The organism is Sphaerisporangium melleum (assembly GCF_014646695.1).
GTDB lineage: Bacteria > Actinomycetota > Actinomycetes > Streptosporangiales > Streptosporangiaceae > Sphaerisporangium > Sphaerisporangium melleum.
Window position 1 is genome coordinate 1 of the sequence record NZ_BMNT01000052.1, and the last position, 22,786, is coordinate 22,786.

Below are 22,786 nucleotides of genomic sequence, written 5' to 3' on the forward strand. Positions count from 1 at the left end.
TGGTGGCGAACATGTCGGTCATCTTGAGCATCATCTTCAGCAGCAGACTCCGCCGGAAGAGCTGGTCGCGCATCCAGATCCCGGCGCGCGAAGCCGGGGCCAGGAAACCGCCGGCGTTGCCGCCGCTGCGCGCGACCTTCGCGTACGGGCTCATCAGTTCCTCGTACCGGCCGAAGGCGGCGTGGTGGTCGCCACCGGCCATCGCCAGCTCACCGGCCAGCACGTACGCGCCGACCACCGCGATGCCGGTGCCGAACCCGCCCAGCGTGTTGCCGGAGACCGCGTCCCCGAGCAGCGCGACGCGACCCTGCGCATACCGACAGGTCCGCACCCGGCTGATCGTGTCGAGGTGCAGGTCCCGTGCCTCCCGCACCCGCGCGAGGATCTCCGGTGTACGCCATCCCATCCCGGCATAGGCGTCGATCACCAGGCGCTTCATCTCCTCGGCGTCGTACCGGTCGTAGGTGAGCTCCGGCGAGGCGAAGACGAAGAACGCGGGCGCCTTGGGGCCGCCGAGCGAGACCATCCGCCCCGGCTCGTTGTACATCAAGCCCGTCCCGTCCCCATCGCCGTCCGGCCCGCCCGGCGGAAGCTCGGCCAGGGCGTAGTAGTACCCGAGGAACTTCACGAAGTCGCGCTCTGGGCCGAAGGCCAGCCGCCGGACGTTGGAGTGGATGCCGTCCGCGCCCACGACCAGGTCGAACGTACGGGGAGCGCCGCGCTCGAACGTCACATGGACGCCGTCCGCCGTGTCGGTCAGCGAGGTGATCGAGTCGCCGAACATGTACGCGCAGCCCGCGGCCACACTCTCGTCGTACAGGATCTCCGACAGGTCGCCCCGCCGGATCTCCACGTCGCCGCCGGTGAACTCACCCGGCAGCACGGTGATCTGCCGGCCGTCCGCGTCGACGATCCGCACGTCGGCGCCGCCGGTCTGCCTGCGCCGCACCTCCGCGAGGATGCCCATCCGCCGCAGCACCGACAGCTGGTCCTCACCCTTGAAGTCGATGGCCTGCCCGCCCGGGCGCGGACCCGGAGCCTTCTCCACGACGGTCACGCCGAACCCGTAGCGACGCAGCCACCACGCCAACGCCGGCCCGCCGACACCCGCACCCGAGATCAGAACGTTCGTGTTCTCCATGCCCCCGACCCTCCCGCCCCCCGCCGACACGGCACCGACACCCCACCGACACTCCCCCACCCCCGTGTCGGCCGACGCCCGCAGCGGGCGGCCGCGCCCCCTTGCGGCCAACCGGCTGGGCATGCGGCCGTGCCCGCGGAGTCCTGGCGGCGGCCGTCATGCAACACCGTCACAGGCTGTCCCAGCTCTGCCAGCAGCCGCTTAGCCAGCTCCTCCGTGAGGCGGCGGCCATGCCGCCTCGGCGCTTGGGGGTCATGCGGTCACCCTGGGGTCAAGGGCAGAGAACTCGGCGGCGGCCTGGGCGTAGGCGGTGCCGGTGGCCACGATGGGCGCGCCGTGGCTCTGGGCGTACAGCTCAAGGCGAGGGAGGCGGGTGGCCAGGACGCTGTGCCCCTGCTCGGTCAGGACCACGGCGACTTCGTTGGTGCTGGCGGCGTTGGTCACGCACCGATTCAGCAATACGCACGCGGCCAGCGGTTCGGCCCGCAAAGGTGTTAACCACCTCGACCACGGCCAGGACGGGCGCCATGCGGTCTACCTTGACGGTGGTCGGCTATCACGACCTCCGATCCAGGTGACCGCTGGCGCAACGGCCGCAGCATGACGACGTGGAGCGCGCGGTCAAGGGGCGGCAGACTTGCCAATTGACAGGACACGGCTGTCATCCACGTGTTCCCGCCGCGTACACGAAAATGCGGCCCCTGACGGGGCCGCCCAGTTGACCGTGATCAACTTCGTGTGGCTCCATGGTAGCCACCATGGAACGCACTTTCCCACCGTTTCAGCCGCAGCCGACGCTCCAGGGATCAACATGAGTGATCCGGAAACAGGGAAGAGCCCTGCGGAGTGAGCGAGGGCTCTCCCAATGTGATAGCCGGTCCGAGGGATCAGACGTCCAGTACGCCGGTCTTGAGGCCGATTAGGAACGTTGACCACTGGGCCGGCGTGAGGACCAGGGCCGGGGCGTCCGGGTTCTTGCTGTCTCTGATCGCGACCAGACTCGGCAGGTTGGATGCGACCTCCACACAGTTGCCGTTGTCCGTGCTGTAGGTGCTCTTGCGCCACTGTGCGTCCCGAAGCTCACCCACTTTGGCTCACCACTTCCTGTATGAGGCGGAGTGACTGTTTGAACGGTAAAGCCTCAGCACGCACCATGTCATACCTGGCGGCGAGCTGAGCGATGGTCTGGCGATCGTTTACGGTCCGCCCGCTCGGCTGGGCGTCCGAGTAGGCGGCGTACGCGGCTCCGTTCCGTTCGGCGATGATGAACCCGCCTGCCAGCCCGCAGTGTTCGTCGGCATCGCAGGGCACGATCTGTATGGTCACGTTGGGCCGGTGGGCGACCTCCAGCAGAAACCGCAGTTGCTCCCGCATGACTTCCGCGCCGCCGATGCGACGTCGAATCACTGCCTCGTCCATGAGGAAGGTGGTCGTCGGAGGCTTGTCCCTGGGAGCCCATCCTCATCCCCGGCCTTCTCCAGTCTGAGGCGTACGCACGCTCAACTACGAAGTACTTCGGCGTCTTCCTCTTCTTCTAGCCACGGTCTCAGGTGCTAGGGCCTGGGTGGCTTGGGGGTGGGGGAGGGCGGCGGCTGCGGCGAAGTGGGTGGCGAAGGCGTGGGGGCCGATCAGGTCGGTGGCGCCGGCGGCGACCCGGGCCACGTCGGCGTCGCCGGCGACCGCCGTGCCGCGTAGCGCCACGCCGATGCCGAGGAGGAAGGCCGCCCGCTCCCCCGCGCCGGTCAGCAGGGCCGCTCCCGCGCAGCCCTCGGCGACGTCGGCGAGGTCGGCCGCCGCCGCTCCCGTCGTGCGGGCCAGGCGCAGCGCCTCGCCGTGGTACCGCTCGGCCTCGGCGCGGTCGCCTTCGGCCTCGGCCAGCCGGCCGAGCGCGGTGTGCACCGCCGTCCTGATGCCGTCGGCGCCGAAGCCGCCGCCCGCGGCCGAGAGGGCCGCGTCGTAGCGTCGCCGGGCCTCGTCGTGGTCCCCGGACCGGCGGGCCAGCTCGCCCAAGCCGAGTTCCACGGACGGGGACCGGCCTGCCGGGCCGGTGACCCGGGCCAGGTCGGCGGCACGGTCCAGGTCGGCGCGAGCCGCGGCGAGGTCGCCCTCACGCATCAGGCCGGCGGCCCTGCGCCACAGTACGTCCACCATCTCGTCCAGGGCGCCGAGCTGCTCGTGCAGGTCGAGTGCCCGCGCCCACAACCGCCTCGCCCGTTCCCACTCGCCGCGCCGGCCGGCGATCAGCCCGAGCCATTCCATCGCCTGGGCCATGCCCCACCGCTCCCCGAGGTCACCGAAAGCGGCCAGCGCCGACGCCAGCCCGCGCTCGGCGCCGGCGGTCTCTCCGTCGATCAGGAGCAGCAGCGACTCGCCGAGCCGGGAGGTGGCCCTGCTCCACGGGTCGGCGCCGAGCATCCGCGCCCGCCGGTCGACGTCCCCGGCGCCGGGCGGCCCGGCGGCCATCCCCCACAGGGCGTTGAGGAAGGGGTAGCGCACCGCTCCGCTCAGCGATCGCATGATCTCCTCGGCGCGCGCCCACCGCTCCGGGGTGGCGTGCGGCACGGTCTGCAGCACGCACAGGACGTACTCCTCCGCAAGCCCGGCGGGCGGCTCGGCGCCGAACCGGTCGAGCAGGCGGAGCGCGAAGGACGTCGCCTGGCCGCGCCGCCCGCTCAGCCACCAGTACGCCGACAGCGCCGCGACCAGCCGCAGCCCGTTCTCGGGTTCGTCTTCGGCGGCGTGACGCAGCGCGGCGCCGAGGTTGGCGTGTTCGGCCGACAGTCGTGCCAGCCAGTCGAGCTGCTCGGCCCGGCGCAGCCCGGGGTCGGCGCGTCGCGCCAGGTCGAGGTAGCAGGCGGCGTGCGCGGACCGCACCCGGCTCTGCTCGCCCGACTCTTCCAGCCGCTGCGCGCAGAACAGCCGGATGGTGTCCAGCATGCGATAACGCCCGCCTTCTGCCTCGACGAGCGACTTGTCGACCAGGTCGGCGAGCAGCTCGGCGGAGCCGCAGACCCGCTCGACGGCAGAAAGAGTGGCGCCGCCGGCGAACACCGAGAACCGGCGGGCGAGCGCCTGCTCCTCGGGCGTGAGCAGGCTCCAGCTCCAGTCCACCACCGCGTGCAGGGTGCGGTGGCGCGCGGCGGCGGTGCGGTCGCCCTTGGACAGCAGGGCGAAACGCCCGTGCTCGGCCAGCCGGGCGGCGATCTCGCCGGCGTCGAACGCGCGCAGCCGCGCGGCCGCCAGCTCGATGGCCAGCGGCAGGCCCTCCAGCGCGACGCAGATCTCGGCGAACTCCGGCCGCATCGTCACGCCGGGCCGCACGGTGGCGGCCCGTTCCAGGAACAGCCGTACGGCGGGATAACCGAGCGCGGCGGCCTCGTCCGTGCCCGGGGGCGGCACCGCGAGCGGCGGCACCGGGACGAGGGTCTCGCCGGTGATGCCGAGCGGCTCGCGGCTGGTGCACAGCACGGCCAGCGACGGGCAGGCGTCGAGCAGCCGGCGGGTGAGCGCGGCGGCGCCCGCGACCAGGTGCTCGCAGTTGTCCAGGATGAGCAGCAGCTCGCGGTCGGCGAGCGCCACGAGCAGCCGCTCTTCCGGGTCGCCGCCGCCGGTCAGAGACGAGTGCAGCCCCGTCTCGCGCAGGCCGAGGGCCGCGAGCACCGCCAGGGCGATCCGGCCGTCGTCGGCGGCGGCCGACAGGTCCACGAAACAGGTCTCCCGCCCCTGGCGGCGGGCGGCCTCGACGGCGAGCCGGGTCTTGCCGGTGCCGCCGGGGCCGGTCAGGGTGACCAGGCGGCGGTCGCGGAGCGCGTCGATGCGGGCCAGCTCGTCCTCGCGTCCGACGAAGCCGGTGAGCGGCGCGGGCAGCCGGGACGGCGCGCGCCGCCGCACCTCGCCTGCGTCGCCGCCGCCGTCACCCTCGCGCAGGAGGGTCAGGTGGAGCGCGGAGAGCTGCGGCGAGGGGTCTGCGCCCAGCTCGTCCGCGAGCAGCCGCCGCGCGTCCGCGAAGACGGCGAGCGCCGCGGCTCGCTGCCCTTCGGCGTGCAGGGCCCGCATGAGCTGGCCGGTCAGGCGCTCGCGCAGCGGGTGGGCGGCCACCAGCCGCCGCAGTTCGGCGGAGGAGGTGCCCGCGGGCAGGGCCAGCTCGGCCTCGGCGAGGTCTTCGCGGGCCGACAGCCGCAGTTCCTCCAGCCGGGACGCCTGCGGCGGGGCGAACGGCGCGTCCGCCACGTCGGCCAGGGCCGGGCCGCGCCACAGCGCGAGCGCCTCGCGCAGCACGGCGGCGGCCTGGTCGTACCGGCCGGCCGCGACCCACTCGCGGCCCTCGCGGGCCAGCAGTTCGAAGCGGTGCGCGTCGACGTCCGAGGGGTCGGCGGCGAGCCGGTAGCCCGCGTCGTGGAACTCGATGGTGCCGGGAGGGAGCACTCTGCGCAGCCGGGACACATGGGCCTGGACGGCGCCCGCCGCGTCGGCGGGCGGCCGGTCGCCGTACTGGCCGTCGATCAGCCGCGCCACGCTGACCGGCCGACCGGCGTCGAGCAGGAGCAGGGCGAGCAGCGCACGCGGCCGGGGACCGGCCACGGGGATCGGCTCCCCCGCCTCCGTACGCACCTCGACCGGCCCGAGGATGCCGAACCGCACCAATCGATCGTATTACCCCGGATCACCCGTCCTCCGCGCCGAACCCGTCCCTTCCGAGCGGACCGGCGGCCCGTTCGGCCATCCCCAGTCGCCCCCGGACACGCCCGCCCGGCGGGACTCCCCCAGTGCCGCCCTGCGCAGGACCGGTCGGCCACGCCACCCGACCGCCCGTACCCGCGCCGTACCGGTCCCGGAGGCACACGGAACCCGGTTCGCCCGGCCCTCGTACCGGCCCCAGCCCACAGCAGGTGCGACCGGCTTGCTCGGGTTCCGATGCCGCCGCACCCCGGTTGACCAGGTGCCGCACGACTTCTGGTCCTGGGTGGTGCTGAAAATTTCATATCGGTCTCGTTCGCTGCGTGGCCAGTTCCGGACATCTCCTGACATGTCCGCCGAGATCCTGGGCTCGCCCGTCCATCTGGGGGCGCGCGAGCCCGGTGGTCGCCCTGAAATTCGCTGTACACCGCGGTGAGCACGCGCTGAATCTGTTAAGCGAGCGGCCCTCACGTACGCGGGCGAGTGTGTGCCGACGGCCGCCCTTCATCCCTTCCAGCTCAAGGAGCGACTCATGGAACTCGGCAGGAATCGAGCAGCGCGCGGCATCGGGGCGGTGGCGGCGGCGACGACGCTGCTCGCGGGCGGGTTGATACTCGGTACCATGACCGCCGCGCGGGCCGCGCCCGCGTGCGAGGTGACCTACACCGTCAACCAGTGGGGCACCGGAGCGGGCGGCTTCCTCGCCATGCTCGACATCCGCAACAGCGAGCCGGTCACCCCCGGCTGGACGCTGAACTTCACCTTCCCGGGATCGCAGAAGGTCACGTCGGGCTTCCTGGCCCAGTGGAGCCAGTCCGGCGCCGACGTCACGGCGAAGAGCAACGCCTGGGGGCCGTCCGGCACCTCGTTCACCATCGGGTTCAACGGCGCCTGGACCGGAAGCAACCCGCCGCCGACGGCCTTCACCCTGAACGGCGTGTCCTGCAAGGTCACTCTGGTGCCGAGCCCGTCGCCGAGCCCGAGCCCCACACCGACGCCCCCGGCACCGCTGCGCATCCTGATCTCGCCGGCCTCGATCACCGTGCGCGAGGGGCGGTCGGCGAGCGTCCAGGTCACCCTCAGCCGGCAGCCTCCGGGCAACGTCACCGTCGGCACCGCGCGGGTGTACGGCGACGCCGACCTCAGCCAGTCCGGGTCGATCACCTTCACCCCGGCCAACTGGAACGTCCCGCAGTTGATCACGGTGACCGCGGCCGAGGACGCCGACACGGAGAACGGCACGGCCACCTTCGACTCGCGCAGCAGCCAGATCAGCGGCAGCAGTGCCGTGCTGTGGCAGGCCACCGAGTCCGACAACGACCTGCCGACTCCGACACCCGCTCCCCCCGCGAAGTGACCGGCCGCGCACTACTCGGCGGCCCGTGACCCGAGTACCGCCGGCGCCCGCGCCCTGACGGGGGTCGGCCGGCCACGGAACCACGGCCATGAGCGTCCGCGGGCACCCTCGGCCAGGCTTTCGCCATGGCGCGGGAGTCCCGCGGGCGCCCTGCCGTGCCGAGCCCGCACGCCCCGGCCGGCTTTCGCCGAGCCGAGGCGTGCCACGGGCACGGTACGCACGCCGCCTGGCCGATGCCCTGCACGCGACGGGCCCACGAGCAGGGCAAGACAGGACGGGCGGCGGGTCAGGCGCGCGGGCCGTCGTACTGCTTGGGCAGCTTGAAGCCGCGTGTGGCGAGCACTCCGCGCAGCCGGTCGGGGTAGTCGGTGATGAGGCCGTCCACCCCGTCGTCGATGAGCTTGTTCATGGTGGGCTCGTCGTCGACGGTCCAGGGGATGATCTTGATACCGAGCGCGTGCGCCTGGTCCACCATGGCCTTGGTGACGTAGGGCCGGTACCCGGGGTCGGTGATCTTCCCGTTCTGCGGGAAGCCGTGGACGGGCGAGAACGCCGAGGCGCCGAACGACTTGATCGCCTTCAGCGGGTCGCCGCCGAAGTCGTCGATGTCGATGCCGCCCAGCCACGGCGAGGCGCCGGGCTGCCCGGTCTGCAGGAAGTCGTAGTTGGTGAGCGCCACCAGCGGCAGGTGCGGCTCCACCTGGCGCATGCGCATGAGCGAGCCCCAGTCGAAGCTCTGGATGGTGACCCGGTTCTTCATGTGCGCGCGGCGGATCTCGTCGGCGGCGACCTGGACGAACTGCTCGCGCGGCGCGGTCTGCTCCGGTGCGCCGGCCTCCACCTTGGTCTCCACGTTCAGCATCACGTCGTTGGCGCGGAAGCGCTTGACCAGGTCGAAGACCTGGCTCAGCAGCGGCATACGCGCGCCGGGCGAGGGACGCTGGCCGGGGAACTCCGGCAGCGGGGTCGAGCCGCAGTCGAGTGACCAGACCTGGGCGAGGGTGAGGTCCTTGATGTACTTGCCGACGTAGGGGTACTCGGGATCGCCGGGGGTGACCGGCCCGGTGTCACGGCACTTGCGGCCGTCCACCTTGCGGTCGTGGGTGACGACGGCCTTGCCGTCCTCGGTGATCTGGAGGTCCAGCTCCAGCGTGCTGACGCCGACGCGCAGGCCGTTGGCGAAGGAGTCCAGCGTGCTCTCCACCACCAGCCCCAGCCCGCCGCGGTGTGCCTGCAGGTCGAAGCTCTTGGGGTGGTGGCCGGAGACCCCGGGGTCGGCCAGCGCCGTACCCGGTGCGGCCACGGCCGCGAGGCCGGCGAGGACGGCGGCAGCGGCGGCCGAGCGAATACCGATCATGGTTGTGTGACTCGTTCCACGCGAGAAGGCGTGCCGGGTCCGATGGGAGCGGCACGGCGGCGGTCAAAACAGCGGCCCGGGGTGCCGCCGCGGAGCGTTCCGCGGGCGGCCTCCTCGGTGCCACTGGTCCAACCTGCCGATCAAGCATGGCCGGTGGGCGAACACCCGACGAAGGATGGAGGATCTTCTGGTTCCGTCGGGTTTCGCCAGTTCTGTCGGGCTTGCCCGGATTCGCCGGAGCGTCAGGCCGCCGGGTTGGCGAGATTCGCCTTGACGTTGCGGGTGACCTCGTCGACGACGATCTCGGTGGTGCCCGCGAGCACGCCGTCCAGCCCGGCCGTGGCGACGGACTCGGCGGTGACCTTCTCCACGTCGAGGTGGGCGGCCATGTCGGTGTCGATGTAGCCGACGTGCAGGCTCGACACCTGGACGCCCTGCGAGGCGAGTTCCCCGCGCAGCGCGTTGGTCATGGCCCACTCGGCGGCCTTGGCGGCGCTGTAGGCGCCGGTCCGCGGAAGGTGCACCCACGAGAGCACCGAGCAGATGTTCAGGATGGCGCCGCCTCCGTTGCTCTCGATGACCGGCGCGAAGGCGCGGACGGCGGAGAGCGTGCCGAAGAAGTGCGTCTCCATCTCCAGGCGGATGTTGGCGAGGTCGCCCGTGAGCAGGCTGCTGCCGGTGGAGATGCCCGCGTTGTTGATCAGGAAGGTCGCGTCGGCGGCGACCTTCGCCGCCTGCTCGACCGAGGCGGGGTCGGTGATGTCCAGCCGCAGCGGCACCGCGCCCGGCACGTCGACCTTCTCGGGGTCACGGGCCGCGGCGTACACCTTGGCGCCGCGCTCGATCAACTGCGTCACGAACGCGCGGCCCAGCCCGCGGTTGCCGCCGGTCACCACGGCCACGGCGTTGTCGAGCCTCATATCGATCATCTCCTTGAACGGTCTGCCGACGTCTTCTGGCTTGGCAACTCCAAGTTAGCAGCTCGCTTGGAAAAAACAAGTAAGAGTAGGATGTGCTCATGAGAAGGACGACTCGCCAAGCGTTGCTCGATGCCGAGTGCGCGATCCAGCGCAGCCTCGACGTCTTCGAGGACCCATGGATGGTCCTGATCCTGCGCGAAGCACTCCTGGGCGCCACCCGCTTCGGTGACTTCCAGGTTAACCTCGGCATCTCCACCGACCTGCTGACCGACCGGCTGGCCTCGCTGGTCGAGGCGGGCGTGCTCGAACGCCGCCCCTACAGCGAGCCGGGCAAGCGATCCCGCTACGGCTACCACCCCACCCAGGCGGGCCGCGATCTGTCCATCGTCCTCGCGGCCCTGCGCCAGTGGGGAGAGGTCCACCGGCCGCGCCAGGGCACTCCGTACGTCGAGTACCGCCACGCCCAGACCGGCGAGCCGCTGTCGGTGTCCTTCGTCGACCCGTCCGGCCGCGCGGTGCCCCGGGAAGAGGTCACCGTCGTGACCCGGCCCCCGAGCTGAATCTTTCACCGCCCTCCTCCTGCACCCGCCCACCCACCACGCCACGTTTCCCGAGGTCCCGGGCCCCGCCTCACCTGCGCGTCCCACCGGTCACACGGTCACGGCCGGACGCGGCGTCCGCCCGCTGTACAGGCCGCGCTAACCCGCCGAATCTGAAACCACTCGCGCACGGGGACGGTCCGCAGGCCGCCCCCGGCAGGACGGTCCCCTCATCGTGGTGGAGTGATCATCGTGAGATTCGGCTGGAACCGATCAGCGCGCGGCATCCTGACAGCGGCGACGACACTCGTGGCCACCCTGCTGGCCGTCGGAATGGGCACCGCGGCCAGGGCCGCCCCGGCGAACCCCGCACCCGTGGTGCCGGTGGACAATCCCTTCGCGGGGGTGAAGGGCTACGTCGACGCCGGCTGGGCCGGGCACGTCGAGACCTCGGCCGCCGCCGTGGGCGGGGCCGACGCCGACCGCATCCGCACGCTGCGGAACGTCCCCACCGCCGTCTGGCTCGACCGCATCGCCGACATCGCGACGTTGACGGACCACCTGGACGCCGCCCTAAAGCAGGGGGCCGGGTACATCACGCTGGTGCTGTACGACCTGCCGGACAAGAACTGCTGGTCGACGGTCTCCGACGCCGAGCTGCACGCGTCCGAGAACGGGCTGCAGCGCTACAAGACCGAGTTCATCGACCCGATCGCCGCCATCGTGGCGCGGCCGGAGTACCAGTCGCTGCGCGTGGCGACCATCATCGAGCCGCGTTCCCTGGCCTACCTGGTCACCGGCCTGAACACCTTCTCGTGCACGATGGCGGCACAGTCGGGCGTCTACATCGCCGGCATCAGGTACGCGCTCGACACGCTCACGACGCTGCCCAACGTCTACACCTACCTGGACGTCGCGCACGCCGGGTGGACCGGCTGGGAGAACACCTTCACGCCGCTCGCCGCCCTGGTGACCGCGACCGTCCAGGGCACGTCGGCCGGGCTGCGCGCCCTGGACGGCATCGCCACCAACGTCGCCGACTACATCCCGACCCTGGAGCCCTTCCTGCCGAACCCGGAGCTGAACGTCGGGGGCGCGCCGGTCAGGTCGGCCCGCTTCTACGAAGGGAACCCGTACTTCGGCGAGCGGGACTACGCCACGGCGATGCGGCAGGCGCTCATCGCCAGGGGCTTCCCGACCTCCCTCGGCGCCGTCATCGACACCTCGCGAAACGGCTGGGGCGGCCCGGACCGGCCGGCCGCGGTGAGCACCTCGGCCGATCTCGACACCTATGTGAACGAGAGCCGTCTCGACCGGCGGCCGCACCGGTTCAGCCCTTGCAACCAGAACGGTGCGGGGCTCGGCGCCCGTCCGGTCGCCGGCCCGCTGCCCGGCGTGGACGCCTACCTGTGGATCAAACCGCCGGGCGAGTCGGACGGGGCGGGCGGGCCGCTGCTGCCTCCGGGCACCGACCGGCTGGTCGATCCGATGTGCGACCCGTCCAGGCCGAACCGCTGGGACCAGAGTGTGCAGACCAACGCGCTGCGCAACGCGCCGGCCGCCGGCGACTGGCACCACGAGCAGTTCCTGATGCTCGTCCGCAACGCCTACCCCCCGCTGTGACCCCGGCCATGGCCCTGGCCCCGGGCGTGCCGGGGCCGCACCGGCCATGACCTCACGGAACGGGCCGGGACGCCGTCACTTCCGGTGCGCCCGGCCCGCCCGCGCGTGAGGGCGCGGGCGGGACCGGGACGTCCTCGCGCTGCCTGCTCCTCACCAGGCGGACGGCGGCGGGGGCGGCACGACGGGGGGACGGTCGTCGCAGGTGATGGTGTTGGGCAGCAGCCAGGGCGCCAGCCAGGGGCCCGCGGTGCCGCCGCCGTCGTTGCCGCCGCGATCGGTCAGCGAGAACTCCGAGCCGGTGGCCGGGAAGCCGAACGCCCCGCAGTTGTTGACCCCGACCGCGCCCACGTTGCGCGCGTCCACGTTCTCGAAGGACGCCGACCCCTTCACCCGGGCGCTGACCACCGAGGTGCCCGTGCCGTCCACCCGGATGTCCTTGAACCGCACGTCGCCGATGGAGTACAGGTCCCGCACCGACCACTCGCTGACCAGCATGATCGCGTTGTAGGTGTTGTCCAGGAAATGGTCCCCTGCCACCTCGATGTCGGCGTCGATGCTGCGCTCCAGGGCGTAGAACCAGATCGCGCCGAGGCCGATGTTCCAGTTCAGCTCGTAGGTGCCCGCGCGGACCGTGGTGTTGTCCGTGATCCGCAGGTACCCGGTGAACGGCTCGGCGCCGAAGCGGGACCCGACCTGGATGGCGCTGCCCTCCCTGATCGGGTCGGCCACCAGGTTGCCGGAGAGGGTGGTGTCGGTGCCGCCGTAGACGGCGATGCCGTTGGCCAGCACCGGCGTCTGCACGGTGTTGCGGGCGAAGGTGTTGCGCGCGTTCGCGACCTTGTCCGACCACATGGCCAGGCCGTCGTCCCCGGTGTTGCGCACGAAGGTGTTCGTGACGACCGAGTCGGTGACCCCGGTGTGGAAGTTCAGCGCGTCCGCGATCTGGTCCACGATGATGGTGTTCCGGACGCGCAGGTTCCGCATCGGCCCGTCGAACCACATGCCGACCTTGGTGTGCCGGATGTGCAGGCCCTCGATCGTGGAGTCGCTCATCGCCCCGCCGACGCCGTTCACCTGGTCGTCGTCGATGCGCCCGCGCACGTCGCCCTCGATGGCGAACCCGGACAGGTGGACGTTCCTGCTGCCACCGGCGGCGGCGTCCTTGCCGTAGAAGCCCACTCCGGTGTGCGTCGAGCCATCGGGGGCGGGGGTCTCCAGCGCCACCTCGCGGCCCTTGATGATCGTGTACCAGTTGCCGGCGCCCTCGATCGTCACGTCGTCCACGACGATGTGCCGGTTGACCTGGTAGGTACCCGGCGGGATGTACACCGTGAGGTTCTTGCGCTTGGCGTAGGCGATGGCCCGGTCGAACGCGGGAGCCGAGTCGCGGCGGCCGGACGGGTCGGCGCCGAACGCCAGCACGTTCGCCGCGACGAGACGTACGTGCGGCGCGCCGACCAGCTCGGAGTCGAGCAGGTCGATGACCGTCCACGCGGCGGCGCCGCGGGCCGGGGCGGTGAGCCGCACCTTGTCGCCCGCACGGTAGGTGCTGCCGAGCAGGAGGCGCTGCTCGTCGTAGAAGTGGCTCGGGCGGAACGGCTTGGCGATCACCGGGGCCGGCGTCGTCGCCGCCGGGACGCAGGAGCACTCGGTGATCCACCAGTCCGGGTGCAGCAGACCGGCGCCGGGGTCGTTGCTGAACGGGTACTGGTTGTACAGCCATGAGTACTGCGAGGTGAGCGTCATGGTCTTCTTGGCGCGGCCGTTGACCGTCACCTCCAGCGGCGCGGTGATGCCGCCGCCGCCCGGCGCGTCGGGGATGCTGTAGCGCACGGTGATCGCGTTCGCCGCGCGCGGCAGGGTGAACTCCACGTACTTCCCGGGCGTGAGCCGGACCGCTCTGCGGCCGGACGCCTCGGCGGGCAGTGTGTACGCCGTGCGGTCGGGGCCGATGACCGTGCCGTCGGTCACGGCGTTCTCGGCCTCCTGCTCGGTGAACGCGACGTCGGCGCCCCGGCCCGCGACCAGCGCCGGGTCGAGCCCGGCCCGGGTCACCACCGGCCCGCCGCCGCCCTTACCGCCGGCTGCCGCGCCGACCGCCGAACCGGTACCGGTGGCGCGGGCCGCGCCGTCGGCGGCGGCCGGGCCGCCGCCGAGCAGGGCACCGAGCACGGCTCCTGCCAGGGCGAGCGCGCCCACCGCCCTTCGCCGCCGTCGTCCCGGCCTCCTCGTCACGGCCTCGGTGCCGCTTCGTGTCATCGCACGCTCGTTTCTCTCGGGGGGTGAGCCCTCAACGCGCCCGAGCGAGCGCTGTGAGGTGAGGTGACCATAGATCCCCACCTCCGAGTCCACAAGAGTCTGCGAATAACTTTCATGACCATGCCGACTTGATGCAAAGATGCTCGTACTTCTTGCGAGCACTTCCGCAGGCACCGACACCGCACCGGTACCGGCGAGATCCCATGGACCCGCTCCGGGGGGGGCACGGCGGTCACGCGTCGCGGTCGCTCCGGGTGTCCTCGGCGGCGATGAGGCCGACCGCCTCGGTCAGGCCGTCGATGCCGGCCACACCCCTGTCGTGCAGGGGGCGCGGGTCCAGGCCCGCGGCGCGCATGGCGTCCGCGAAGTGCTCGATGTCCTTGCGCATCAGCCCCTGCAGGTGCTCGGCGATCTCGGGGGTGAGATCGCCGCCCAGCGCCCGCAGGATGGCACTGCCGCCGCTGCTCGCCCCGATGACGTCCTGGACCGCGCGGACGCCGATCCCGAGCCGGGCGGCCAGGCGCACCAGGTCCACGGCGTTCAGCAGGTTCGACATGGTCATGGCGTTGTTGAGCAGCTTGGCGGTCTGCCCGCCGCCGGCCGGACCCATGTACGCGACCTTGGCGGAGAAGGTGTCGAAGACCGGGGCGCACAGGTCGAACGCCGTCCGGTCGCCACCGCAGATGGTGGTGAGCCTGCGCGCCCTGGCGCCCGGACCGCCCCCGCTGACCGGGGCGTCCAGGTAGCGGACGCCCATCCGGGCCAGGTGCTCGGCGATCCGGCGGTTCTCGCCCGGGTCACCGGTGCCGTGATTCACGATGATCAACCCGGGCCGCAGCGCCTCGGGCACGCCGGGCGTACGCAGAATGTCCCAGATGTCGTTGTCGTCGCGCAGGCAGAGCGCGAGCACGTCCACGGCCGCTGCCAGCTCGGCCGGGGTGGCGTGCACGACGTACGGCACGCCGGCGAGGACGTCCAGGCTCTGCGGACGGCGCGCCCACACGTGCAGCGCGTGCTCGCTCTCGCCGATCGCCTGCGCCATCGGCGCACCCTGGTCGCCAAGGCCGATGAAGCCGACCGTCAGCGTGCGATCCCGAGTGGTGGTGGTCATGTCGTCAGCTCGCTTTCGTCGATCGTGAACACCCGCGCGGACGGCGCCTCACGGCAGGAGGCCCAGGGCGGTGTCCCACAGGCGCTCGGCGTTGGCCGGATCGACCGCGTACCAGGCGACCCCGGAGTAGTCGGGCGTGCGGGTGGTGATGACCGCCGCCTCGTTGCAGTCCTCGAAGTACCGGCCGCCGACCTTGTCCAGCAGCGGCGACGCGGCCAGCAGCACCGACGTCGCGGCCCCCTGGCGCGGCGTCTTCTGCCGCTCCTTCGGCGTCTTCAGGCCGCCCGTGTGCTTCTGCAGGTTGGTGGCGATCGCCCCCGGGTTCAGGGCGTTGGCATAGATGCCCTCACCCGCCCAGCGCCGGGTCGCCTCGACCGCGAGCAGCGCGTTGGCGGTCTTGGACTGGCCGTAGGCGACCAGCGGGTCGTACGGGCGGAAGTCGAAGTGCAGGTCGTCGAAGACCACCGGCGAGAACAGGTTCCCGCTGGAGCTGACCGACACGACGCGGGCGCCGCCCGCGGCGGCCAGCGCGTCGTGCAGGCCGACGGTCAGCGCGAAGTGCCCCATGAAGTTGGTGGCGAACTGCATCTCCCAGCCCTCGCGGGTGCGCTCCAGCGCGGGCAGCGCCATGATTCCCGCGTTGTTCACCAGGATGTGCAGCGGCCCCTCCCAGCCGGCGGCGAACCGCTCGACCGAGCCCTGGTCGGATAGGTCCAGCGGGCGGACCGACACCTTGTCGTTGCCGGTGGTGGCCGTGATGTCGGCGGCGGTCTCCGCGGCGGCCTCGGGCCGGCGGACCGCGAGGGTCACCTCGGCGCCGGCCTTCGCCAGCGCGCGTGCGGTCTCGACGCCGATCCCGGAGTTGGCGCCGGTCACCAGCGCGCGCCGCCCGGTGAGGTCCACCCCTTCGATGACGTCGTCGGTGGTGGACCCGAAGCCGAAGGGGGTCCTGATGGGCTCTGCCATGTGCTCTGGCCTTTCCGGTGGAACGTCGTCCGCGGCCGGACCCGGCCGGCGGACCGCGCCGCCGCGCATCGGCCGGCGGCACGTCGTCCATGGTGGCCAGGACCGCGAGGACCAGCCAGATCCCCACTCACACCGGTACTCCCAGGGTCAGGCTCCGCCCGCCGCCGTGGCCGGGTGGGGCGTCACCAGATCCGGCGGCCGTGGGCGTCGGGCACGCCGGACTTGCGGAAGAAGTAGGTGTTGACCTGGTCGCGCCACTCCCGCGCGCAGCGGAGTTGCTCGTCCAGGAGGTCCGCGACCCGCGCGTGCAGGGCCGGGGGCACCGATCCGGCGCCGGCGAGCCCGGCCCACAGTGCCTGAGCCCGCACGACCTCCTCCACTCCGGCGAAATGGGTGTCGTAGATGTGCTGGATCACGGTCGAGCCGCTGTGCAGCACATGGCCGTACGGGACGTGGTGGAAGAAGAGCAGCACCTCGTCGGGGCACCGCTCGATCGACTCGTACACCTGCGACCAGGGTTCGGGGTACTGCCCCGTGTACCCGGTGCCGGTGGCGCGGGTGCGGTCCACGCCGACGCCGTCGCGGTCGGCGAAGTGGTAAGTGCCCCACGGGGTGTACTCGTACCCGTCCACGTCCGGGCCGTAGTGGTGCCCAGGACGGACCATGAAGCCGACGCCGAGCGGCGCGGTGTACCGCTCGTAGGTGCGCCAGGAGTCGTCCATGATCGCGTGCAGTACGCTCCGCGGCCGATCGGGGCCGCCGGTCATGTCCGGCGGGAATGCCGGGAAGGTGAGGCCGATCCACTCGTCGAGGATCGCGGCCGGGTCCGCGTCCGGCGCCCAGGCGAGGCGGCCGAACGCGTACAGGTTGGCCTGCGCGAGCGGGTGGCCGGTCCAGAAGTCGTCGTCGCCCACGTTGGAGACCCCGACCAGGCCGCCGCCCCCGTACGTCTGCGCCGTGCCATCCAGCTCCGCCACGCCGTTCGACACCGCGCCGTTGGACACCGCGCCGTTGGACACCGCGCCGTTCGCGGCCGCCGCGCCGTGTGCCGCCCGCCCGTGGTGCGCCGCCGCGCCGCCCGCGATCTGGGCCACGGACGGTCCGGCGGGCCCCGAGAGCCGGAAGCCGAGCACCTCGCTCCACATCGGGGCGAGGTAGCACACATGCCGCTGCTGGCCGGTGTACTCCTGGGTCACCTGCAGTTCCACCGCCACCCGGGTGGCGGGCATGGCCGCGATGACCGGCGACACCGGCTCCCGCGGCTGGAAGTCGATCGGGCCGTGCTTCACCTGCAGGATCACGTTGTCGCCGAACAGCCCGTCGAGCGGGGCGAAGTGGTCGTGGGCCGCGCGCGCCCGGTCGGTGGACCGGTCGCGCCAGTCCTGCCGGTGGTCGTACACGAAGGCGCGCCAGTGGACGACCCCGCCGAACGGCGCGAGCGCCTCGGCGAGCATGTTCGCGCCGTCGGCGTGGCTGCGCCCGTACGCGAACGGCCCGGGCCGTCCCTCCGAGTCGGCCTTCACCACATAGCCGCCGAAGTCCGGGATCGTGTCGTACACCCGTTCCGTGGTCTCCGCCCACCAGGTGCGGACGTCCTCGTCGAGCGGGTCGGCGGTGGACGCCCCGCCGAGGGTGACCGGCGCGGCGAAGTCGACCGACAGGTGGACCCGGATGCCGTACGGCCGCAGCTCGCCGGCGATGGCGGCCACGTCGCCGAGCCGGTCGGTGAGCAGGCGGGCCTCGGTGGTGTGCACGTTCACGTTGTTCACCGCGACCGCGTTGATCCCGCACGCGGCCAGCAGCCGTGCGTAGGCCCGCACCCGGCGCAGGTCGTCGCGCAGGGCACCGTCCCGCCAGAAGATCGACCCGCCCGCGTAGCCGCGCTCGACCTGCCCCATCACCGGGTGCACGTCGACGTTGTCCCAGTGGTCCAGCATGCGCAGGCGCAGCGCGGGCCGGTGGTGCTCCACCGCGATCGTGTCCTCGAACGCCGCCTCGCCGAGGCGCACCAGGTGGAACAGGCCGTAGAGCAGGCCGGCCGGCTCGTCGGCGAGCACCACCGTGACGCCGTCGCGGCGGGCGAGCACGAACCCCTCGCCACCGATCTCCGCGCCAAGGCTCCGCACCTCCGCGCGGACCGCCGCCGCGACGGCCGGCAGGGACTCCCCCGCGCCGGCCGCGAGCACGAGGTCGTACGGCCCGCCGTCCGCGCTCGCGAGATCGCCGCCGGGCCGTACGCTCCCGCCGTACCGGGCGCAGGCCTGGGCCAGCTCGTCGCGGACGGTGCCGGCGAGCGGGCCGTCGCCGAGCACGAGCGCGCGGCGCGCGCCGATCGCCCGGAAGGCCTCCGGCGGCAGCCACGCCTGGTGCACGCCGGCCGGTTCGAGAACGGTCACAAGGCTCCTTCGGTCGGGGGACGGTCCTCAGGCCGTGAAGTCCCGGCGGACCTCGGCGATCAGCGGCCGGCTGTTCAGCAGGACCCACGACGCGAACGCCGAGGCCAGCACCGCGAGCGCCGCCTCGGACGCCACCAGGGTGACGCCGGCCGCCACGACCAGCAGGCCGGCGTTGCCCAGCGCGGCGCGCGGAGAGCGGGTGAGGAAGTACGCGGCCAGCCGGGCCACGTCCCGTGCCCGGAAGGTGAACAGGGAGGTGATCACCAGGGCGTTGGCGACCCAGAGGGTCGCCGCGACCCCGATGAGCACCGACAGCACGGCCCACCAGTCCGGGACGCCGGCGACGGCGAAGTTCGCGAGGTTCGCCGCGAGGACGGCCATCCACCCCAGGTACGGCACCCAGAGCTTCACCACCCCGCGCAGGCCGGTCCGGTAGCCGCGCCAGAACGCCGCCGCGGGATGCAGCTCGGTGAGGTCCAGGCTCCGGTGGTGCAGCGCGTACAACGCGGCCGCGAGCGCCGGCCCGACCGGCAGCAGGCAGGCCACGGCGAGCGGGGCGCTGGCGGCGTGCCGGTCGAGCAGGACGAGCCCGGCCAGCCCGGGCAGGGTGGCGGCCAGCAGCAGGAGCTCGACCACCAGCAGGGTGTAGACGAACGCGGAGGCCCGGGAGAGCGGGCCCCGGCCGAACCGCGGCGCGGCGGCCGTGCCGGTCATGCCGGTCGGGTCGGTCATCGGGCGACTCCTGATGGATCGAGGGCGGGCCGCGCTGCGGTCAGCCGTGGGCCTTCTTGTACCGCTCGTAGGCGCCGTTCACCAGGTTGACGTAGGCCGACATGTTCTTCCCGTCCAGCTCGGCGACGTACGCGTCCCACTCGCCGAAGTCGCGCTTGCCGAGGACGAACTTCAGCGAGTTCTGGGCGACGTGGTCCTTCAGCGGGGCCTGCCAGAGCGTCGCCTGCTCGCGCTCCTCGTCGCTGAGCGGGTGCGGCGGCGGCACCTGCACGGGATTGCGGGCGTTCATCACCTTCTGGAATGCGATCTCCTCCTCCGAGAAGGTCGACTGGAGGATCTCGGTGCTGCCGCCGTAGGCGAAGACGCCGTTGGAGAAGCCGAAGTCCTTCTGCAGGTGCTTGGGCGCCTTGGGGTTGAGCCCGACGAAGTCGACGTCATCGGTCAGCTTGAACCTGCCGGACGCGTCCTTGGTGTAGGTCACCCCTTCGACGCCCCACTTGGCGAACAGCTGGCCCTCGTCGGAGTACCAGAGCCAGTCGATGAACTGCATCATGGCCACGAAGTTCTTGCTGTCGCGGGCCTTCTTGGAGATCATGACCCCGTTCTCCAGCCGGGTGTTCCCGTTGCCGTACTTGATCGGGCCGAGCGGCCCGATCGGCACCGGGATCTTGACCAGCTCGGCCTTGGGGTTGGCCTTGGACAGCGGCGGACGGTACTCGTTGACCAGCGTCTGCGCGTTCGAGCTGATCATGAAGGACTTGCCGGACACCAGCTTCTGGATCGCCTGCTCGTCGGATTGGGTGAAGCTCTCCGGGTCGAGCAGCTTCTCCTCGGCCAGCGTGTGGAGGTACTGCAGCATCTGCTTGTACCCCTCCATGGCGCCGGTGAAGGCGAACTTCCCTGCCGTGGCGTCCCACTTCGTGCCATCGCCGTAGCCCCAGCCGCCCGGAGCCCCGTAGGAGGTGCCGATGATGTTGAACAGGTTGGCCCCGGTTTCGAGCTGCCCCCAGCGGTCCGACAGGGGGTAGGAGTCGGGGTACTCCTCCTTCAGCGCCTTCATCACCGTGCGCAGCTCGTCCCAGGTCCCCGGGATCTGCAGCCCGAGCTTGTCCAGGACGTCCTTGCGGACCGCCAGGGAGTAGTCCACCCAGAAGTCCTGGTGCAGGCCGGGGAGCAGGTAGAACCGGCCGTCCTCCTGGCGGAGGGTGTCCAGGTCGGGCTGGAGGTTCCACTTGGCGACCCGGTCCTTGAAGTTCGGCATCAGGTCGATGTAGTCGCTGACCGGGAGGATGGCGCCGGAGGCGACGAACGCGGTCTCCTGGGCGGGATAGGTCTTCGGGATGATCATCGGCGCGTCGCCGGCGCCGATGATCAGGCTGCGCTTCTCCTCGTAGTCGCTGAGCGGCACCACGTTCGGCTGGATCGTGACGCCGGTCCGCTTGGTGAGCTCCGACCAGAACAGCCAGTCGTTCTTGATCGGATAGAACGGGTGGTTGTTGTAGAGCATGGTGAAGGTGAGCGGCGCGGCGGCCTTGAACTGCTTTCCGGGGCCGTAGTCCGGCATCGCCCCGTCCCGGTTCGCCGAGAAGTCGTCGCTCTTCTTCTTGTCGTCGCCACTGCCGCAGGCGGCGAGCGCGGCGAACGCGCCAATGGCGACCAGCGCCTGACGGCGGTTCATCTCGATCATGGAGGTCCTTTCGCAGGCAGAACGGAGGGGTGTGCGAAGATCGCCGGCCGTGGCTTATCCCTTGACCGCGCCGAGCATGACTCCCGAGACGAAGTACCGCTGGACGAAGGGGTAGACCGCCAGGATGGGGAGCACGGTGAGCACCATCGTCACCGACTTGATGTTGGTGGCCACGGTGAGGTCGGCGGCGTCGGCGCCCACGGACGACCCGCTGGTGGCGCCCGCGATGAGGTTGCGCAGGAAGACGGTCACCGGGAACAGGTCGTTCTGGCTCATGTAGAGGAAGGCCGTGAACCACGAGTTCCAGAACGAGACGGCGTAGAACAGCACCATCGTGGCGAGCACCGCCTTGGACAGCGGCAGCACGATCCGCAGCAGGATGCCGTAGGTGCTCAGGCCGTCGATCGCGGCGGCCTCCTCCAGCTCGACCGGCAGCCCCTCGAAGAACGTCTTCATGACCAGCAGGTTGAAGACGCTGATGGCGTTCGGCAGGACGATGGCCCAGATGCTGTCCTTCAGCCCGAGGCTGGTGACCAGCACGTAGTTGGGGATGAGGCCGCCGGAGAAGAACATCGTGAACACGGCGATCCCGATCAGGAGCCTGCGTCCCCTGAGGTGCCTCTTGGACAGCACGTACGCGTAGCAGGTCGTCAGGACCATCGAGATCGCCGTGGCGACGACCGTGTACACCACCGTGTTGCGGTAGTTCGTCCAGAACGTCGCATCGGAGATGACGTACTGGTAGGTGCTGATCGTGAAGCCGCGCGGGAAGATGCTCACCTGCCCCGACCGGATGGCGAACTCGTCGCTGAACGAGCGGGCGACGATGTTCACGAACGGGTACAGGGTCACGATCACCACGCCGGTGAGGATGACGGCGTTGACCCACCGGAACGCCCGGTGGCCCTTGCTCCGGTCCACGGTCACCACAGGCTCGTCCCCACTGAGCGACGGGAGATCAGGTTGGCCGACAGCACCAGCGTCAGCCCGATGACGGCCTCGAACAGGCCGATCGCCGCGGCGTAGCTGAAGTTGTTGGAGACCACGCCCATCCGGTACAGGTACGTGGAGATCACGTCCGCGGTGGGGTAGGTCAGCGGGTTGTAGAGCAGCAGGATCTTCTCGAACCCGACCGCCATGAAGGTGCCGATGTTCAGGATCAGCAGGGTGACCGCGGTGGGCCGGATGCCGGGAAGTGTCACGTGCCAGATCTGCCGCCACCGCCCCGCGCCGTCGATGCGGGCCGCCTCGTACAACTGCTCGTCGATGGTGGTGAGCGCGGCGAGATAGAGGATCGTCCCCCAGCCGACGGTCTGCCACATCTCCGAGGAGACGTAGACGGTCCGGAACCATTCAGGCTGCTGCAGGAATGCCACCGGATCGTCGCCCACGACGCGCAGGATCTGATTGATCGGCCCATCGGCCGACAGCAGCTCCATGACGAGGCCGGCCACGACCACCACCGAGAGGAAGTGCGGCAGGTAGGACACCGACTGGACGAACCGCTTCAGGCGCCGGCTGCGCACCTCGTTGATCAGCAGCGCGAGCACGATCGGCATCGGGAAGCAGAACAGCAGGGTCAGCAGGCCGAGGACCAGGGTGTTGGTGAAGACGTGCCAGAACGTCGGATCGTTCAGGAACATCCGCACGTAGCGCAGGCCCACCCACTCCTCGCCGAGCACGCTGCCGCCCGGCTGGAACTTCCGGAAGGCGATCACGTTCCCGATCATCGGCAGGTACCGGAAGACCAGGAAGAACACCAGCGGCAGGATCGCCAGCGTGTAGAGCTGCCAGTCGCGGCGCACCACCTGACGCAGGGACCGATCGGGCGGGCGCTCGCGCCGGCGCGACTTCGCCTCGCGCGGGCCTTGGGTGCCGGATGACGCGTCGATCGTGCTGGTCGTGCTCATCGTGCCTCCGCTGTCATCCGGCGCGTGCGCGCCGGCGGCCGCTGATGGCCCGGCCCACCCCCACCTCCGGCACCGGTGGGCCCGAAATGTTTCGTCGCTCCTGATTAATAT

17 protein-coding genes and 1 pseudogene are annotated in these 22,786 nt (G+C 71.3%); 3 read left to right on the forward strand and 15 right to left on the reverse strand.

The genetic code is table 11. The features are described 5' to 3' along the window. The 5 genes and pseudogenes from IEY93_RS33015 to IEY93_RS33035 form a co-directional block, all read right to left on the reverse strand. Positions 1-1,141: FAD-dependent monooxygenase (locus IEY93_RS33015; protein ID WP_189167098.1), on the reverse strand; the 1,141-nt coding region annotated here is incomplete at its 3' end. 252 nt (positions 1,142-1,393) lie between these two features. After that, positions 1,394-1,585: a hypothetical protein gene (locus IEY93_RS33020; RefSeq protein WP_189167099.1), complete on the reverse strand. Its 192-nt coding sequence runs from the start codon at positions 1,583-1,585 to the stop codon at positions 1,394-1,396. Positions 1,586-2,028: 443 nt separating this feature from the next. Continuing rightward, positions 2,029-2,229: a DUF397 domain-containing protein gene (locus IEY93_RS33025; protein WP_189167100.1), complete on the reverse strand. Its 201-nt coding sequence runs from the start codon at positions 2,227-2,229 to the stop codon at positions 2,029-2,031. Then, a pseudogene (locus IEY93_RS33030) lies at positions 2,222-2,581 on the reverse strand (DUF5753 domain-containing protein); the annotation flags it as partial. The gene IEY93_RS33025 and the pseudogene IEY93_RS33030, both read right to left, overlap by 8 nt. 63 nt (positions 2,582-2,644) lie before the next feature. Then, complete coding sequence (locus IEY93_RS33035) at positions 2,645-5,782, reverse strand: AfsR/SARP family transcriptional regulator (RefSeq protein WP_189167102.1); 3,138 nt, start codon at positions 5,780-5,782, stop codon at positions 2,645-2,647. Between the two features lie 568 nt (positions 5,783-6,350). Between IEY93_RS33035 and IEY93_RS33040 the strand changes: the two genes are divergently transcribed. Further along, complete coding sequence (locus IEY93_RS33040; RefSeq protein WP_189167103.1) at positions 6,351-7,175, forward strand: cellulose binding domain-containing protein; 825 nt, start codon at positions 6,351-6,353, stop codon at positions 7,173-7,175. Between the two features lie 286 nt (positions 7,176-7,461). On the opposite strand, the gene IEY93_RS33045 is transcribed toward IEY93_RS33040, so the two are convergent. Then, positions 7,462-8,532: a glycerophosphodiester phosphodiesterase family protein gene (locus tag IEY93_RS33045; RefSeq protein ID WP_189167104.1), complete on the reverse strand. Its 1,071-nt coding sequence runs from the start codon at positions 8,530-8,532 to the stop codon at positions 7,462-7,464. 242 nt (positions 8,533-8,774) lie between these two features. Continuing rightward, positions 8,775-9,452, reverse strand: coding sequence for an SDR family oxidoreductase (locus IEY93_RS33050; protein WP_189167105.1), 678 nt, complete (start codon positions 9,450-9,452; stop codon positions 8,775-8,777). Between the two features lie 98 nt (positions 9,453-9,550). On the opposite strand from IEY93_RS33050, the gene IEY93_RS33055 reads away from it, so the two are divergent. Then, positions 9,551-10,012: a winged helix-turn-helix transcriptional regulator gene (locus IEY93_RS33055; protein WP_189167106.1), complete on the forward strand. Its 462-nt coding sequence runs from the start codon at positions 9,551-9,553 to the stop codon at positions 10,010-10,012. A 222-nt stretch (positions 10,013-10,234) separates the two neighbouring features. Further along, positions 10,235-11,614 carry a glycoside hydrolase family 6 protein gene (locus IEY93_RS33060; protein WP_189167107.1) on the forward strand — a complete coding sequence of 460 codons (1,380 nt, stop codon included), beginning with the start codon at positions 10,235-10,237 and terminating at the stop codon, positions 11,612-11,614. Positions 11,615-11,764: 150 nt separating this feature from the next. Here IEY93_RS33060 and IEY93_RS33065 read toward each other — a convergent pair whose 3' ends face one another. The 8 genes from IEY93_RS33065 to IEY93_RS33100 all read right to left on the reverse strand — a co-directional run bounded on the left by IEY93_RS33065 (position 11,765) and on the right by IEY93_RS33100 (position 22,675). After that, positions 11,765-13,873, reverse strand: a complete 2,109-nt coding sequence (locus IEY93_RS33065; protein WP_229691676.1) for a glycosyl hydrolase family 28-related protein — start codon at positions 13,871-13,873, stop codon at positions 11,765-11,767. A 232-nt stretch (positions 13,874-14,105) separates the two neighbouring features. Beyond that, positions 14,106-14,984: an NAD(P)-dependent oxidoreductase gene (locus IEY93_RS33070; protein ID WP_189167108.1), complete on the reverse strand. Its 879-nt coding sequence runs from the start codon at positions 14,982-14,984 to the stop codon at positions 14,106-14,108. A gap of 48 nt (positions 14,985-15,032) precedes the next feature. After that, positions 15,033-15,950: an SDR family NAD(P)-dependent oxidoreductase gene (locus IEY93_RS33075; RefSeq protein ID WP_189167109.1), complete on the reverse strand. Its 918-nt coding sequence runs from the start codon at positions 15,948-15,950 to the stop codon at positions 15,033-15,035. Between the two features lie 182 nt (positions 15,951-16,132). After that, positions 16,133-18,346 carry an alpha-glucuronidase gene (locus IEY93_RS33080; RefSeq protein WP_189167110.1) on the reverse strand — a complete coding sequence of 738 codons (2,214 nt, stop codon included), beginning with the start codon at positions 18,344-18,346 and terminating at the stop codon, positions 16,133-16,135. 27 nt (positions 18,347-18,373) lie between these two features. Further along, positions 18,374-19,078, reverse strand: coding sequence for a DUF624 domain-containing protein (locus tag IEY93_RS33085; protein ID WP_203968214.1), 705 nt, complete (start codon positions 19,076-19,078; stop codon positions 18,374-18,376). A gap of 40 nt (positions 19,079-19,118) precedes the next feature. Next, positions 19,119-20,765: an ABC transporter substrate-binding protein gene (locus IEY93_RS33090; RefSeq protein WP_189167111.1), complete on the reverse strand. Its 1,647-nt coding sequence runs from the start codon at positions 20,763-20,765 to the stop codon at positions 19,119-19,121. A 54-nt stretch (positions 20,766-20,819) separates the two neighbouring features. Further along, the gene (locus IEY93_RS33095; RefSeq protein ID WP_229691677.1) at positions 20,820-21,692 is read right to left on the reverse strand and encodes a carbohydrate ABC transporter permease; all 873 of its coding nucleotides are present in this window, start codon (positions 21,690-21,692) and stop codon (positions 20,820-20,822) included. Then, a complete protein-coding gene (locus tag IEY93_RS33100; protein WP_189167113.1) occupies positions 21,689-22,675 on the reverse strand; it encodes an ABC transporter permease in 987 nt (328 codons plus the stop codon). Before IEY93_RS33100 ends, IEY93_RS33095 begins: the two co-directional genes overlap by 4 nt. Positions 22,676-22,786: the final 111 nt, after the last annotated feature.